The organism is Actinoplanes sp. NPDC026623, from assembly GCF_040638275.1.
In the GTDB taxonomy this organism is placed as follows: domain Bacteria; phylum Actinomycetota; class Actinomycetes; order Mycobacteriales; family Micromonosporaceae; genus Actinoplanes.
Genome location: NZ_JBEZXZ010000037.1, coordinates 1 through 13608, shown reverse-complemented (window position 1 = coordinate 13608; position 13608 = coordinate 1). Strand labels below are relative to the sequence as shown.

Sequence of the window (13608 nt, the reverse complement as noted above, 5' to 3'; positions counted from 1 at the left end):
GCGACCCTACCGGGCGCTTTAGGGTGATTCGACGGAAGGAGGCGCGCGCCGGGTTACCCGCGCGGGGCCTGCGCATACCGCCTTCGGGCGTCGTTGCTGCTAGCGTTTCGGTCGTGTCGCGGACCCGCACCGAGCGCCTGGTTAACCTGGTGATCTGCCTGCTGTCCACGCGACGGTTCCTGACCGCCGCGCAGATCGCCGCGACCGTGCCCGGCTACGAGCACGACCCCGAGGATCCGCGGGACCACGAGGCGTTCCAGCGCAAGTTCGAGCGGGACAAGGCCGAGCTTCGTGAGCTGGGCGTTCCGCTCGAAACCGGCCTGTCGAGCGCCTTCGACACCGAGGCCGGCTACCGCATCGCCCACCGGGAGTACGCGCTACCCGAGATCCCCCTCGAGCCGGACGAGGCGGCCGCCGTCGGCATCGCCGCCCGGCTCTGGCAGCACGCCGGCCTCGCCGCCGCGGCGTCCTCCGGGCTGGCCAAGCTGCGCGCCGCCGGCGTCGAGGTCGACCCGCAGGCCACCCTCGGGGTGGAGCCGGTCGTCACGGTCGACCCGGCGTTCGGCCCGCTCACCGGCGCGGCCCGGTCCCGCCGGGCGGTCACCTTCTCCTACCGCGTGCCCGAGGTCGACGAGCCGTCCACCCGCCGCCTGCAGCCGTGGGGCGTCGTCTGCTGGCAGGGCCGGTGGTATGTGGTCGGCCACGACCGGGACCGCGAGGCCACCCGCTGCTTCCGGCTGTCGCGCATCGTCGGGCCGGTCCGCGCGGTCGGCCCCGAGGGCGCATACACCCCGCCGGCGGACGTCGACCTGATCAGCCACGTCGCGCGCTGGTCCGGCCCGATCGAGCGGAACGGGCGCGCCACGGTGCTCGTGCGCCCCGGCCGGGCCGCCGGATTGCGCCGCCTCGCGACGGAGACCGTGCCCGGCCCCGACGGCGATCGCCTCACCATTGCGTACTCCGACGTCGAGTGGCTGGCCTCGCGGCTGGTCGGCTACGGCGCGGACGTGCGCGCGGACGGTCCGCCGGAGCTTCGCGAGGCGGTCATCCAGCAGCTCAAGGAGGTCGTGGCGCGCCACGAGCGGGTGCTTCCCGCGGTGCTTCGATGACGTCGGCACCGCGTACCAGGGAGAACAAGGCCTCGGCCGACCGACTGGGCCGGCTGCTCAACCTCGTGCCCTACCTGCTCGCCCGCCCGGGGATTCTGGTCGCCGAGGCGGCGGCCGCCTTCGGGATCACCGAGCGCCAGTTGCGCGAGGATCTCGAGCTGCTGTGGGTCTGCGGCCTGCCGGGTTACGGCCCGGGCGACCTGATCGACATGGCGCTCGACGGCGACCGGGTGACCATCACCTACGACGCCGGCATCGACCGGCCGCTGCGGCTCAACCCGGACGAGGCCCTGGCCCTGGTGGTGGCGCTGCGGATGCTGGCCGAGACGCCGGGGATCGGGTCGCGGGACGCGATCGAGCGGGCCCTCGCCAAGATCGAGAATGCGACCGGCGACCTCGTCGACACCCCGGTCGCGGTGCGGCTGCCCGCGAACGCCGAGAAGGTCGACGCGATCCGCGGCGCGGTCGAGCGCCGGCATGCGCTGCGGCTCACCTACTACACGGCCGCCCGGGACGAGACCAGCGATCGGGTCGTGGACCCGATGCGGATGCTGATGGTCGGGCCGCGCGCCTACCTGGAGGCGTGGTGCCGCCGCGCCGAGGCCACCCGGCTCTTCCGGGTGGACCGCATCGACGCGTTCACCGAGCTGGACGAGCCCTCTGCGCCGCCGGCCAGGGCGGTGCCGCACGACGTCAGCGACGGCGTGTTCCACCCGACGCCGGATCTTCCGCTGGTCACGCTCCGCGTCGGCCGGGGCAGCCGGTGGATCACCGAGTACTACCCGTGTGAGGAGGTTCGCCGCGACGGGGACGAGTGGATCGTGACGATGCGGGTCACGGACCTGGGCTGGGCGCAGCGGCTGCTGCTCGGCCTCGGGCCGGACGTGACGGTGGTCGGCCCGGTGGAGCTGGTCGACCGGATCCGCGAACAGGCCACGACCGCGCTGGACCAGTACGCGGCGCCGGCGCCCGCCACCGCCTAAGATTTCCGCCATGGTGATGTGGATCGTGATCGCGGTGGTGGTGCTAGCCCTGATCATCCTGGTGGCCGCCGTGCTGTCCGTGCTGGGCCGGCTTCCGGCCCTGGAACGCGCCGGGCGCAAGCTGGACCGGCGCCAGCAGGAGGCGTTGAAACTGCAGCGTCGCGCGGCCGTGCTGGAACGGTCGGCCGCCGGGGTGCAGGAGCGGGCCGAGATCATGCAGGAACGGCTGGCGATGATCCGCCCGGGCCACCCATTGAACGGGAAACACTCCTTATAGAAGTGGTGTTTGCCGTGGTAGCGTGCGGCGTTCTCGGGTGGTTGTCGTAATTCCTCGAGGCCGGAGCCCAAACAAACCCCTCCGGCAGGGGTTTCTCACAACAACCACACGTACGATGGACCCGCATCACTCGTCAGGACCCTGATCGATCGACTGGAGTTACCCATGGGCGCCCTCAGGCCGTGGCACATCGCCATTTTCGTAGTCGTCCTCGTGCTGTTGTTCGGCGCGAAGCGGCTGCCGGACGCGGCCCGGTCGCTCGGCCGGTCGCTGCGGATTATCAAGGCCGAAACCAAGGGCCTCATCGACGACAACGACAACGTCGCCGAGAAGGCCGAGCCGCAATACTCGCGCGAGCCGCTGGAGCCCAACGAGATCCAGCAGCCCCGCCAGCAGAGCTCCCAGCCGCCGCCGGCTCAGCCCTACGTCGACCCGGTGCAGCGCACCAACGACCGCTGACCCACCGTGGCTCTTTCCCTGCGCCGTCGGGGGCCGAGCAAGTTCGAGCAGGCCTCCGACGGCTCGATGACCCTGATCGAGCACGTCCGGGAGCTGCGTAACCGCCTCTTCTGGGCGTCGCTCGGCATCCTCGCCGGCCTGGTCGTCGGCTTCTTCATCTCCGGCTGGGTGTTCGACATCCTCAAGGCGCCGTACTGCGCGCTGGAGAGCTCGTGGGTCATCAACGCCGAGGGTGAGCGGGTCTGCAACTTCGTCGTCCTCGGCGTGATCGACCCCCTCATCATCAAGCTGAAGATCGCCCTGTGGATCGGCCTGATCCTCGGTGCGCCCGTCTGGCTTTACCAGCTGTGGGCCTTCATCGCGCCGGGCCTGCACCGGCACGAGCGCAAGTGGGCGTACGTCTTCGTGGCGATCGCGGCGCCGCTGTTCGTCGGCGGTGCGGTGCTGGCGTACTTCGTCGTCAAGCACAGCCTGGCCTTCATCCAGGAAGCCGGCATCCTGGGCGTCACGTCCCAGCTTGAGATCGGGTCCTACCTCGGCTTCGTGACGAACATGATCCTGCTGTTCGGCGTGGCTTTCGAGTTCCCGCTGATCCTGCTGATGCTCAACTTCACCGGCGTGGTCTCCGCGCGCAAGCTGATGAGCTGGTGGCGCATCGTCGTCTTCCTGTCCTTCGGTTTCGCCGCCCTCGCCACGCCGGACCCGGGCCCGTTCGGCATGACCCTGCTCGCGTTCTGCATGGTGGTGCTCTATCTGATCGCCGTCGGCGTGTCCGCGATCAACGACAAGCGCAAGGGCCGCGGCAAGGAGCTCTACGCCGACCTGGACGACGACACGATCTCGCCGCTCGAGGACGACCGGGAGCCGGTCGCCGCGGGCGACCGGGTCGAGGCGCCGTCGCCGGTCGAGGCGCCGGAGCCCGTGTCGAAACCGCTGCCGCTAGAGGGCCGATTCGACGATATGACCTGACGGGCGGGCCGGGTACCCTCCCGGCTGTGACGAGCGACGACATCGCGGTGCTGGCCAACCCACATGCGGGGAGGGGCCGGCACCGCGGTCTGCTTTCGAAGGTTCTCGATCGGCTCGGCGCCTCCGGCCGCACCGTGCGGCTGCTGAGCGCGGCCGGCCCCGAGGAGGCCGAGAAGGCCTGTCACCGCGCGGTCGCCGAGGGCGTCGGCGCGCTGGTCGCCGTCGGCGGGGACGGCACGCTGCACCGGGCGGTGCAGGCGGTGGCCGGCACCACCGTCGGCTTCGGCATGGTCCCGGCGGGCACCGGCAACGACTTCGCGGCCGGCGCCGGCGTGCCGGGGGACCCGCTGGCCGCCGCCGACGCGATCGCCGAGGCGGTCCGCGCCGGGCGCGCCACCGCGATCGACCTGGCCCGGGTGACCACCTCCGAGGGCGACGTGCGCTGGTTCGGTGCCGTCCTGGCGGCGGGCTTCGACGCGATCGTCAACGAGCGCGCCAACCGGATGCGCTGGCCGCGTGGCCCGCGCCGCTACGACCTGGCCATCCTGCTCGAGCTGGCCCGGCTGCGGCCGCGCGGCTATTCGCTGGTGCTCGACGGCGTCGATCGCAGCCTCAGCGGCGTGCTCGTCGCCATCGGCAACTGCCCGAGCTACGGCGGCGGCATGCTGATCTGCCCGGACGCCGACCCGGCGGACGGCCTGCTCGACGTCGTGGTGGCCGGCCCGCTCGGGCGCGGCGCGGTGGCGCGGCTCAAGCCGCGCCTGCGCCGCGGCACGCATGTCACCGATCCGGCGGTCTCCAGCTACCGCGCCCGGGAGATCAAAATCACTTCCAAGGGCATTTTCGCGTACGCGGACGGCGAGCGCGTCGCCGCGCTGGACCTGGTCGTGTCGTGTGTCCCCGGAGCGCTGCGGCTGCTGCGCTGAGCCGCCGCGGGTGCGGTCCGGTTGCCGTCGTGGCCTCGGGGTCAGCGCCACCGCGGCGGGGCCGAACGGACCGGTGAAGCCGTACACCAGGGAGGCATCATGTCGATCGGTTCGCTGAGCTCGAGCACCGTCTCCACCGCGACCCTTGCGTCGGCCGACGCCGCCGCGAACGCCGCGAAGACGCGCGAGCCGGCCGCGCTCACGATCGCGGATCACGTCGCGGCCGCCGCCGATCAGGAGCCGGTCAGCGTCGCCTCGGCCACGCTCGGCACGCTCGTCGACACGTACCTCTGATCCTTTGCCTCAGGTCGCGCAGCCGGCCAGGGCGAGTGTCGCGCTCAGGCCGTTGGCCAGTCCCGGCTCGGCGGCCGGGAGCACCAGCGCCGCGCAGCCGGCCCGCACGGCGCCCGCGTCGGCCGGGCTGTCGCCGACCATGAGCGTGCGCGCCGGGTCGGCGCCGAGCATGCCGCAGGCGCGCAGGAAGATCGCCGGGTCCGGCTTGGTGCGGCCCACCTCGAACGACAGCGCGTAGGCGTCGACCAGGCCGTCGAGCCCCCAGGCCGCGAAGTGCGGCCGGATGTCGAAGCCGATGTTGCTCACCACCCCGACCTTGATCCCCGCGTCGTGCAGGGTGCGCAGGGTGGACTCGGTGTCCGCGTAGGGCAGCCAGCCGGCCGGGCCGAGCAGCCGGTCGTAGAGGGCGTCGGCCAGCCCCTCCACGTCGGTGCTGACCGTCTCGGCCAGGCCCGTGAATGCCGCCCGGTGGCTGTGTTCGTAGAGGTCACGGTCGGCCCAGTGCTCCGCGAGGTGCAGCGGGACGCGGTAGGGCAGGGGCCCGCCGGCGCGGCCGGCGGTGACCAGGCGGTCGGCCAGGATCGTGGCCTTGCCCCGCTCCAGCTCGCGCCCGCAGGCCGCGGCGGCGGCGACGACCCAGGTCACCGGCTCCTCCACCTGCGCGAGGGTGCCGTGGAAGTCGAAGAGCACGGCATCGACCTGGCGGCGCGAGGGGTGGTTGGTCGATTCGGCGGCATCCGGCACGCCGTGCACCATACCCAGCGCCTGTGACGCGGCTGTCGGCACCGCCCGGCAAGCCATGACCTTCGTTGTGTCAGAGGTAAGCACTAGCCTTGTGTTCATGACGAGCCCTGCCGACGATGTGAGCCCCGCCGAACGGTATGCGGCTTCGAAGCGGCGGGCGGCCCGCGCGGCCGAGTTCCCGGCCCTCGACGACTTCATGCTCGATGTCGGATTCGACCTCGACGACTTTCAGCGCCAGGCCTGCGAGGTCCTCGAGCACGGCAGCGGCGTGCTGGTCTGCGCACCCACCGGCGCCGGCAAGACGGTGGTGGGTGAGTTCGCGGTGCACCTGGTGCTGCGTGCCGCCGCGACCGGCGTGCGCAGCAAGTGCTTCTACACGACACCGATCAAGGCACTCTCCAACCAGAAATACCACGACCTGGTGGAGCGCTACGGCGCCGACCAGGTCGGCCTGCTGACCGGCGACAACGTCATCAACGGCGACGCGCCCGTGGTGGTCATGACCACCGAGGTGCTGCGCAACATGCTCTACTCGGGCTCGACCAGCCTGCAGGGCCTGGCCTACGTGGTGATGGACGAGGTGCACTACCTGGCCGACCGGTTCCGCGGCGCGGTCTGGGAAGAGGTGATCATCCACCTCCCGTCGTCGGTGACGCTGGTGTCGCTGTCCGCCACGGTCAGCAACTACGAGGAGTTCGCCGACTGGCTGGTCACCGTCCGGGGCCACACCGAGGTGGTGGTCAGCGAGCACCGGCCGGTGCCGCTGTGGCAGCACATGCTGGTCGGCAAGCGGATGTTCGACCTGTTCCACGACGCCGACGCGGCCCGCAAGCACGACGTGCACCCCGAGCTGCTGCGCTACACCCGCGAGATGCTGCGCCGGCTCGAGCTGACGGACCGCACCGCGGGCCCGGGCTGGCAGTCGCGCGGCAGCCGGTCGCGCCGCTGGCAGCCGCCGCCGCGCGCCGAGATCGTCGACCGGCTCGACCGGGCCGACCTGCTCCCGGCGATCCTGTTCATCTTCAGCCGCGCGGGCTGCGACGCCGCCGTGCAGCAGTGCCTGGCCGGCGGGCTGCGGCTCACCAACGTCGACGAGCGCGCCGAGATCCGCCGCATCGCCCAGGCCAAGGTCGCGAGCATCCCGGCCGAGGACCTGACGGTCCTGGGCTACTGGGAGTGGCTGGACGGGCTCGAGCGCGGCGTCGCCGCGCACCACGCCGGCATGCTGCCCGCGTTCAAGGAGGCCGTCGAGGAGTGCTTCGTCCGCGGCCTGGTGAAGGCCGTGTTCGCCACCGAGACCCTGGCGCTGGGCATCAACATGCCGGCCCGGTGCGTGGTGCTCGAGCGCCTGGTCAAGTTCAACGGCGAGGCGCACGTCGACCTGACCCCGGGGGAATACACCCAGCTCACCGGGCGGGCCGGCCGGCGCGGCATCGACGTCGAGGGCCACGCGGTCGTGCTGTGGGGCCCGGAGGTCGACCCGCGGCACGTGGCCGGCCTCGCCTCCACCCGCACCTATCCGCTGCGCTCCAGCTTCCGCCCGTCCTACAACATGGCGGTCAACCTGGTCGGCACGGTCGGCGCCGACAAGTCCCGCGACCTGCTCGAGTCGTCGTTCGCCCAGTTCCAGGCGGACCGCTCGGTGGTCGGCCTGGCCCGGCAGGTGCAGCGCAACGTCGAGACCATGCAGACCTACGGCGACGACGGCGCCTGCCACCACGGCGACTTCGACGAATACTTCGCGATCCGGGTCGCCATCGCCGACCGCGAGCGGGCCATCGCCCGGCAGGGCGCCACCCAGCGCCGCGCGGCCACCCTGTCCTCGCTGGAGAAGCTGCGCGTCGGCGACGTCATCCGGGTGCCGCAGGGCCGCCGGGCCGGCCTCGCCGTGGTGCTCGAGCCGGTCACCGGCGGCTTCGGCGAGCCGCGCCCGCTGGTGCTCACCCAGGACCGCTGGGCCGGGCGGGTCAGCCCGGCCGACTTCCCCGGCGCGGTCGACGTGCTCGAGCGCATCAGGGTGCCCAAGCACTTCAACCACCGTTCCCCCGGGGCCCGGCGTGACCTGGCGGCCACGGTCAGCGCCACCGGCCTGGACCGGCACGTCGGCGCCAACGGCCGCCGCGGCCGCAAGGGGGCCGTGCCGGGCGAGGACGCGGAGATCGCCCTGCTCAAGGTGCAGATGCGCCAGCACCCCTGCCACGCCTGCCCCGAGCGCGAGGACCACGCCCGCTGGGCCGAGCGCCGGCACCGCCTGGCCCGCGACACCGACGCCCTGCGTGACAAGGTCGCCGGGCGCACCGGCTCGCTCGCGCGCACCTTCGACCAGGTCTGCGCGGTGCTCGCCGGCCGCGGCTACCTGACCGACGACGGCGAGGTGACCGACGCCGGCCGGATGCTGGGCCGGATCTGGACGGAGGCCGACCTGCTGGTCGCCGAGTGCCTGCGCCGCGGCGTCTGGGAGGGCCTCGCCCCGGAGGAGCTGGCGGCGGCGGTGTCCATGGTGCTCTACGAGTCGCGCCGCGAGGGCGACGAGCGGGCCTCGGTGCCCAAGGGCGCGACGACCGCCGCGGTCGACGCCTGCCAGAAGCTGTGGGCCGAGATCGAGTCCGACGAGGCCGCGCACGGGCTCTCGCTGACCCGCGAGCCCGACCCGGGCTTCGTCTGGCCGATCTACCGGTGGGCCCGCGGCGAGCCGCTGGCCCGGGTGCTGGCGAGCGGGCACAACTACGAGTCCGACATGCCGGCCGGCGACTTCGTCCGCTGGGCGCGCCAGGTGCTGGACCTGCTCACCCAGCTCAGGGACGCGTCGGCCGCGACGCCCGGCATCCGCGACACCGCCCGCAAGGCGATCACCGCGGTCAACAGGGGAGTGCTCGCCTACCAGACGGTGCTCTGACCCGGCACCGAGCGTCCGAGATCTGCTTTCGCCGCCCGGCGGCCCGGCCTAGCGTCGAGGAATGCCCGCAGCACAGGACCACATCAATCCGGCCAACCCGATGGGCGCCGACCTGATCGGCGGCGGCGTCACGATGCGCTTCTGGGCGCCCGCCGCCGAGCGCGTCCACGTGGCCTTCGGCGGCATCGACGGCTACCGCCCCGACCCCGCCGACGAGCTGGTCAAGGACCCGGCCACCGGGCACTGGACCGGATTCTTCCCCGGGATCGGCCCGGGCACGAAGTACCGGTTCCTGGTGCACGGCCCCGGCGGCACCAGCTTCAAGCGTGACCCGCGCGCCTACGAACTGGAGCTCTACGGATACCCCGATTGCGACGCGCTGGTGGTCGACCACGACGCCTATCCGTGGCACGACGCGGACTTCCGGACCCCGGAGCTCGCCGACCTGATCGTCTACCAGTTCCACGTCGGCGTCTTCCACGCGATCGACGGCGACGGGAACGACCGGCGGCCCAAGCGGGTCGCGAAGCTGCTGGACGCGGTGCAGCGGGTGCCGTACCTCGCGGACCTCGGGGTCAACGCGGTGCAGCCGCTGCCCGTTGTCGAGTTCCAGGGCGCGTGGAGCCTCGGCTACAACGGGACCGACCTCTTCTCGCCCGAGATGGACTACTGCGTCGCGCCCGAGGACCTGCCGCCGTACCTGGAACTCCTCAACGCCCTGCTGAGCGCGCGCGGCGCCGAGCCGCTCGCCGAGGCGGAGCTGGCCGGCCAGGTCAACCAGCTCAAGGCGTTCGTGGACATCTGCCACCTGTACGGCATCGCGGTCCTGATCGACGTGGTCTACAACCACGCGGGCGGCGGGCTCGACCCGCAGAGCATCGACTACATCGACCTGCCCGCCGAGCCGGGCCCGGACAACAACGCCTACTTCACGCGGGACGGCTGGGCCGGCGGCCGCGTGTTCGACTACGCCGGCCCGGAGGTGCGCCGCTATCTGATCGACAACGCCCGGATGTTCCTGGAGCACTACCACGCGGACGGGCTGCGCTTCGACGAGGTGTCGGTCATCGACGCCAAGGGCGGCTGGTTCTTCTGCCAGGAGCTGACCGCGGAACTGCGCCGGCACAAGCCGTCCGCCGTGCAGATCGCCGAGTACTGGGGCGAGCAGCGCCGGCTCGCCGTGCAGCGCCCGCCCGAGGGGATGGGCTTCGACATCGGCTACAGCGACGGGATCCGCGACGCGGTGCGGAGCACCCTGGCCGAGGCCGCGCGCGGCGCCGGCGCGACCGTCCACATCGGCCGGATCGGCGCCGGCCTGCGGCAGGCCTCGGAACACGGGTGGCGGTCCTACCACTGCCTGGAGAACCACGACCTCGTCCTGGACGCGGACGACCACCGCGAGCCGCGCATCGCCCGGCTCGCCGACGCCGCCGACCCCCGATCCTGGTACGCCCGCAGCCGGGCGCGCGCGGCGACCGGTGTGCTCCTGACTGCGCCGGGCGTGCCGATGCTGTTCATGGGCGAGGAGTTCCTCGAGGACAAGCTCTGGTCCGACAGCCCGGACCGCGCCGACCGGCTGATCTGGTGGGACGGTGCGCAGGGTGCGGACCGGCACATGGCGGACTTCCTGCGCTTCACCCGTGACCTGATCCACCTGCGGCGCCGGCATCCGGCGCTGCGCGCGGACCCGATCACCGTGTGGCAGCCGGCGGACCGGGTGCTGGCCTGGCAGCGCTGGGTGCCGGGGGCCGGGCGGGACGTGGTGGTGGTGCTGAGCCTGTCGGAGTCCACCTTCTACGACGGGAGCCTCCGGGTCGGCCTGCCGCTGCCCGGCCGGTGGCACGAGGTCTTCAACAGCGACGCCTACGACAACTTCCCGAACCCGTGGGTCAGCGGCAACGGCGGCGCGGTGGAGGCGTCGGGGCCGGGGCTGCACGGGTTCGCGCAGTCGGCGGGCCTGACCGTTCCGGCGAACGGCATCCTGGTCCTCACCCGGGACCCGGCCTGAGCGACCGGTGTGATCGGCGGCCGGCAATGCGACGCGCCGTGATCCGCGCCGTGCCGGCGTGATCGGCGGCCGGCCATGGCGGCGGTCGAGGACGGTGATGTGGTGCCGGCGGATGCGACGCGCCGTGATCCGCGTCGTCCCGGGTGATTGGCGGCCGGCAATGCGGCGGGCCGTGATCGCTTCGTCTCGGGGTGCTACCTTCGGCCGTGTCCCCGGGATCCGTGGTCCGGTCGGCCGGCGGTTTGGTTTACCTCCCCGGCCAGGCCGATCCCGGTGCGCTCAGGTGTCCGAAGTGGACCGGAAGGTCCGATGAGCCGATGGGGGATGAGTATGTCCGAGACGGCCGGCCGGGTGCTTCCGGTCTATCTGGTTGCCGACGAGTCGCGATCGATGACGCCCGTCGTCGACGAGCTGAACGCCGGGCTGCGCTCGTTGCACGACGCGCTGCTGCGCGAGCCGATGGCCGCCGCCAAGGTCCGCTTCTCGATCCTGGGCTTCTCCGACGACGTGATCGTCCACTCGGCACTCGCGGATCTGCGCAACATGCCGGCGCTTCCGCAGCTCTCCGTGCGCAGCGGCACCGCGTACGGTGTCGCGTTCTCCCTGCTGCTCGACCGGATCCCGGCGGATGTGCGCGCGCTGAAGCGGGAGGGTTTCGCCGTGCACCGGCCGGCGGTGTTCTTCCTCAGCGACGGCCAGCCGACGGACCCGGGGGAGTGGCAGCGGCCGTACGATCAGCTCACCGACCGGGAGCGGACGCCGACCGCGCCGAACATCATCGCCTGCGGCATCGGGGAGGCCCGCGCGGAGACCATCCTGCGGGTGGCCACCCGGCCGGAGTTCGCCTTCGTCGCGATGCCCGGGGTGGAGGTCGGCCTGGCCATCGCGGAGTTCTGCTCCGCACTGACCAAGAGCGTCATCCAGTCCGGGCAGGCCGTCGGCGGGCCCGACGCGGAGCTGGTCGTCGAGCGGCCGGACAGCTTCCGGATGGCCGTGGACGTGGTGTGACCGGATGCCGCGCGGGGACACGGTGAACGGGGCCTTCGACTGGGTGCCCCCGGCCCTCGGTGCCACCGGCCCGGCGACGCCCGTGGTCGCCCCGGCGACGCAGCCGTACCGGCCGGACACGGTGATCGACGGATGGGCGTCGGCGGCGTTCGAGGTGCGCGCCGCGGCGGTGCGTGGCCGGGCGCACCGGGCACAGGGCGTGCCGCGCCAGGACGAGTGCGCGGTCGTCCTGCACGCGGACACCGGGGCGGTGATCGCGGTGGTCGCCGACGGGGTCTCCAACGCGGGGCTGTCGCACCTCGGTGCCACGATGGTGTGCCGCACCGCGGTCGACTACCTGCTGCGCGCCCTGGACGCCGGTGCCGAGGTCGACTGGCTCGACCTGCTGCGCTGCGCCGGGTGGTCCCTGGTGGAATACGCGGCCAACCAGCTCGCCGCGGTCCGGGCCGCTCCGGCCGGGGCCGCGGACGCCCAACCGGCCGCGGCGCCGCTCGGTCCGGCCGGGGCCGTGGTTGGTCCGGGTGGGGCCGCGGACACCCAACCGGCCGCGGCGCCGGTCGGTCCGGCCGGGGCCGTGGGTGGTCCGGGTGGGGGCGCGGCCGCCCGGCCGGCCGGGGTCGCGGTCGGATCGCTCGGGCCGGACCCGCGCCGGGCCGAACAGTTGCTGGCCAGCACCGTCGTCGTGGCTCTGGTCCGGCCGGCGGGACCCGGCCGGGCCGCCGCCCAGCTCGTCCGGATAGGTGATTCGGCCGCCTGGCGGCTGCGTGCCGGGCGGTGGACGCCGCTGTTCGCACCGCTGTCCGCGCCGCAGGACGAGCTGCTCCCGGACGGCGTCGCCGCCCTGCCCCGGGTGCCCGCCGCGATCGAACCGGTGGAGCTGGAGCTCGACGGCGAGGACGTGCTGGTGCTGGGCACGGACGGCTTCGCCGAGCCGCTCGGGGACGGCGCCGGGGAGCTGGGCGCGCTGTTCGGTGCCGGGCTGGTCGCACCGCCGCCGATGGCGCGGCTGTCCTGGATGCTCGACTTCGACGGCGGCGCGCACGACGACGACCGCACCGTGCTGGCGGTGTGGCCGGCCGGGGGCGACCGGCACCCCCGGGCGGACGGGTGAGCGACCCGCCGGTGCCCGAGGTGAGCCTGGCCGACCTGGGACCGCGCACGCGCATCGGCTCCGGCGGCCAGGGCACCGTCTTCGCCCTGGCCGAGGAGCCCGGGCTGGTCTACAAGGAGTACGCCACCCGCTTCGTCGACGACCTCGACGTGGTGGCGCTGACCCGGTTCATCCGGCTGGCCGCGCCGGGTGGGCCGGATGCGGACGCCCTGCTCGGGCTGGCCGCCTGGCCGACGGCGATCGTCCGCAAGGACGGGGTGGTGCGCGGCTTCCTCATGCCGCGGGTTCCCGAGCGGTTCACCGTCCGGATCTCCCTGCCGGCCGGCCCCGCCACCGTGCTGGCGCAGCTGCAGTACCTGCTGAACGACGAGGCGTACCTGCGCTCGCGGGGGCTGGCGGTCGACGACCGGCTGCGGCTGGAGCTGCTGCACGACACCGGCGAGGCGCTGACCCTGCTGCACCGCCTCGGCGTCTGCGTCGGTGACCTGTCCCCGAACAACCTGTTGTTCAGCGCCGCCGGCCGGCCGCGCTGCTACTTCCTCGACTGCGACGCGATGCGCCTGGACGGCGATTCGGTGCTGGCGCAGGCCGAGACGCCCGAGTGGCAGCTTCCGGGCCGCGACGGGACCGCCGAGGAGCTCGCGACCAGGGCCGCCGACGCGTACAAGTTCGGGTTGCTCGCGGTCCGCCTCTTCGCGGGCGACCAGCAGGTGCGCGACGTCCGCGCCGCCGGCCGCCGGCTGCGCGGCGGACTGCGGGGGCTCGCCGAGCGCAGTCTCGACGCCGACCCGGCCCGCCGGCCGGCGCCCGGGCAGTGGCTCGAC

Annotated in this window: 12 protein-coding genes and 1 pseudogene; 12 read left to right on the top strand and 1 reads right to left on the bottom strand. The window is 73.1% G+C overall.

Going from position 1 to position 13608, the window contains the following annotated elements:
• Nucleotides 1-113 precede the first annotated feature (113 nt).
• The 7 genes from AB0F10_RS14280 (at nt 114) to AB0F10_RS14250 (ending at nt 5017) form a co-directional block, all read left to right on the top strand.
• Nucleotides 114-1109: a WYL domain-containing protein gene (locus AB0F10_RS14280; RefSeq protein ID WP_360623717.1), complete on the top strand. Its 996-nt coding sequence runs from the start codon at nt 114-116 to the stop codon at nt 1107-1109.
• Nucleotides 1106-2092, top strand: coding sequence for a YafY family protein (locus AB0F10_RS14275; protein ID WP_360623715.1), 987 nt, complete (start codon nt 1106-1108; stop codon nt 2090-2092). Before AB0F10_RS14280 ends, AB0F10_RS14275 begins: the two co-directional genes overlap by 4 nt.
• Before the next feature lie 10 nt (nt 2093-2102).
• Entirely contained in the window at nt 2103-2369 is a 267-nt protein-coding gene (locus AB0F10_RS14270) for a hypothetical protein (RefSeq protein WP_360623713.1), read from the top strand.
• A 165-nt stretch (nt 2370-2534) separates the two neighbouring features.
• Entirely contained in the window at nt 2535-2828 is a 294-nt protein-coding gene (tatA, locus tag AB0F10_RS14265; RefSeq protein ID WP_360623711.1) for a Sec-independent protein translocase subunit TatA, read from the top strand.
• A 6-nt stretch (nt 2829-2834) separates the two neighbouring features.
• A complete protein-coding gene (tatC, locus tag AB0F10_RS14260; RefSeq protein ID WP_360623709.1) occupies nt 2835-3797 on the top strand; it encodes a twin-arginine translocase subunit TatC in 963 nt (320 codons plus the stop codon).
• A gap of 26 nt (nt 3798-3823) precedes the next feature.
• A complete protein-coding gene (locus tag AB0F10_RS14255) occupies nt 3824-4723 on the top strand; it encodes a diacylglycerol kinase family protein (protein ID WP_360623707.1) in 900 nt (299 codons plus the stop codon).
• 99 nt (nt 4724-4822) lie between these two features.
• Nucleotides 4823-5017 carry a hypothetical protein gene (locus AB0F10_RS14250; RefSeq protein ID WP_360623705.1) on the top strand — a complete coding sequence of 65 codons (195 nt, stop codon included), beginning with the start codon at nt 4823-4825 and terminating at the stop codon, nt 5015-5017.
• 9 nt (nt 5018-5026) lie between these two features.
• On the opposite strand, the gene AB0F10_RS14245 is transcribed toward AB0F10_RS14250, so the two are convergent.
• On the bottom strand, nt 5027-5773 hold the full coding sequence (locus tag AB0F10_RS14245; protein ID WP_360623801.1) for an HAD-IA family hydrolase: 747 nt from the start codon (nt 5771-5773) through the stop codon (nt 5027-5029).
• Between the two features lie 85 nt (nt 5774-5858).
• Here AB0F10_RS14245 and AB0F10_RS14240 point away from each other — a divergent pair, with 85 nt between their 5' ends.
• The 5 genes and pseudogenes from AB0F10_RS14240 to AB0F10_RS14220 form a co-directional block, all read left to right on the top strand.
• A complete protein-coding gene (locus tag AB0F10_RS14240) occupies nt 5859-8657 on the top strand; it encodes a DEAD/DEAH box helicase (protein WP_360623703.1) in 2799 nt (932 codons plus the stop codon).
• Between the two features lie 61 nt (nt 8658-8718).
• Complete coding sequence (locus tag AB0F10_RS14235) at nt 8719-10665, top strand: alpha amylase C-terminal domain-containing protein (RefSeq protein WP_360623701.1); 1947 nt, start codon at nt 8719-8721, stop codon at nt 10663-10665.
• Between the two features lie 330 nt (nt 10666-10995).
• Nucleotides 10996-11673 carry a hypothetical protein gene (locus tag AB0F10_RS14230; RefSeq protein ID WP_360623699.1) on the top strand — a complete coding sequence of 226 codons (678 nt, stop codon included), beginning with the start codon at nt 10996-10998 and terminating at the stop codon, nt 11671-11673.
• A 4-nt stretch (nt 11674-11677) separates the two neighbouring features.
• Complete coding sequence (locus tag AB0F10_RS14225; protein WP_360623697.1) at nt 11678-12784, top strand: protein phosphatase 2C domain-containing protein; 1107 nt, start codon at nt 11678-11680, stop codon at nt 12782-12784.
• Nucleotides 12781-13608 (top strand): annotated as a pseudogene (locus AB0F10_RS14220) (hypothetical protein); the annotation flags it as partial. The gene AB0F10_RS14225 and the pseudogene AB0F10_RS14220, both read left to right, overlap by 4 nt.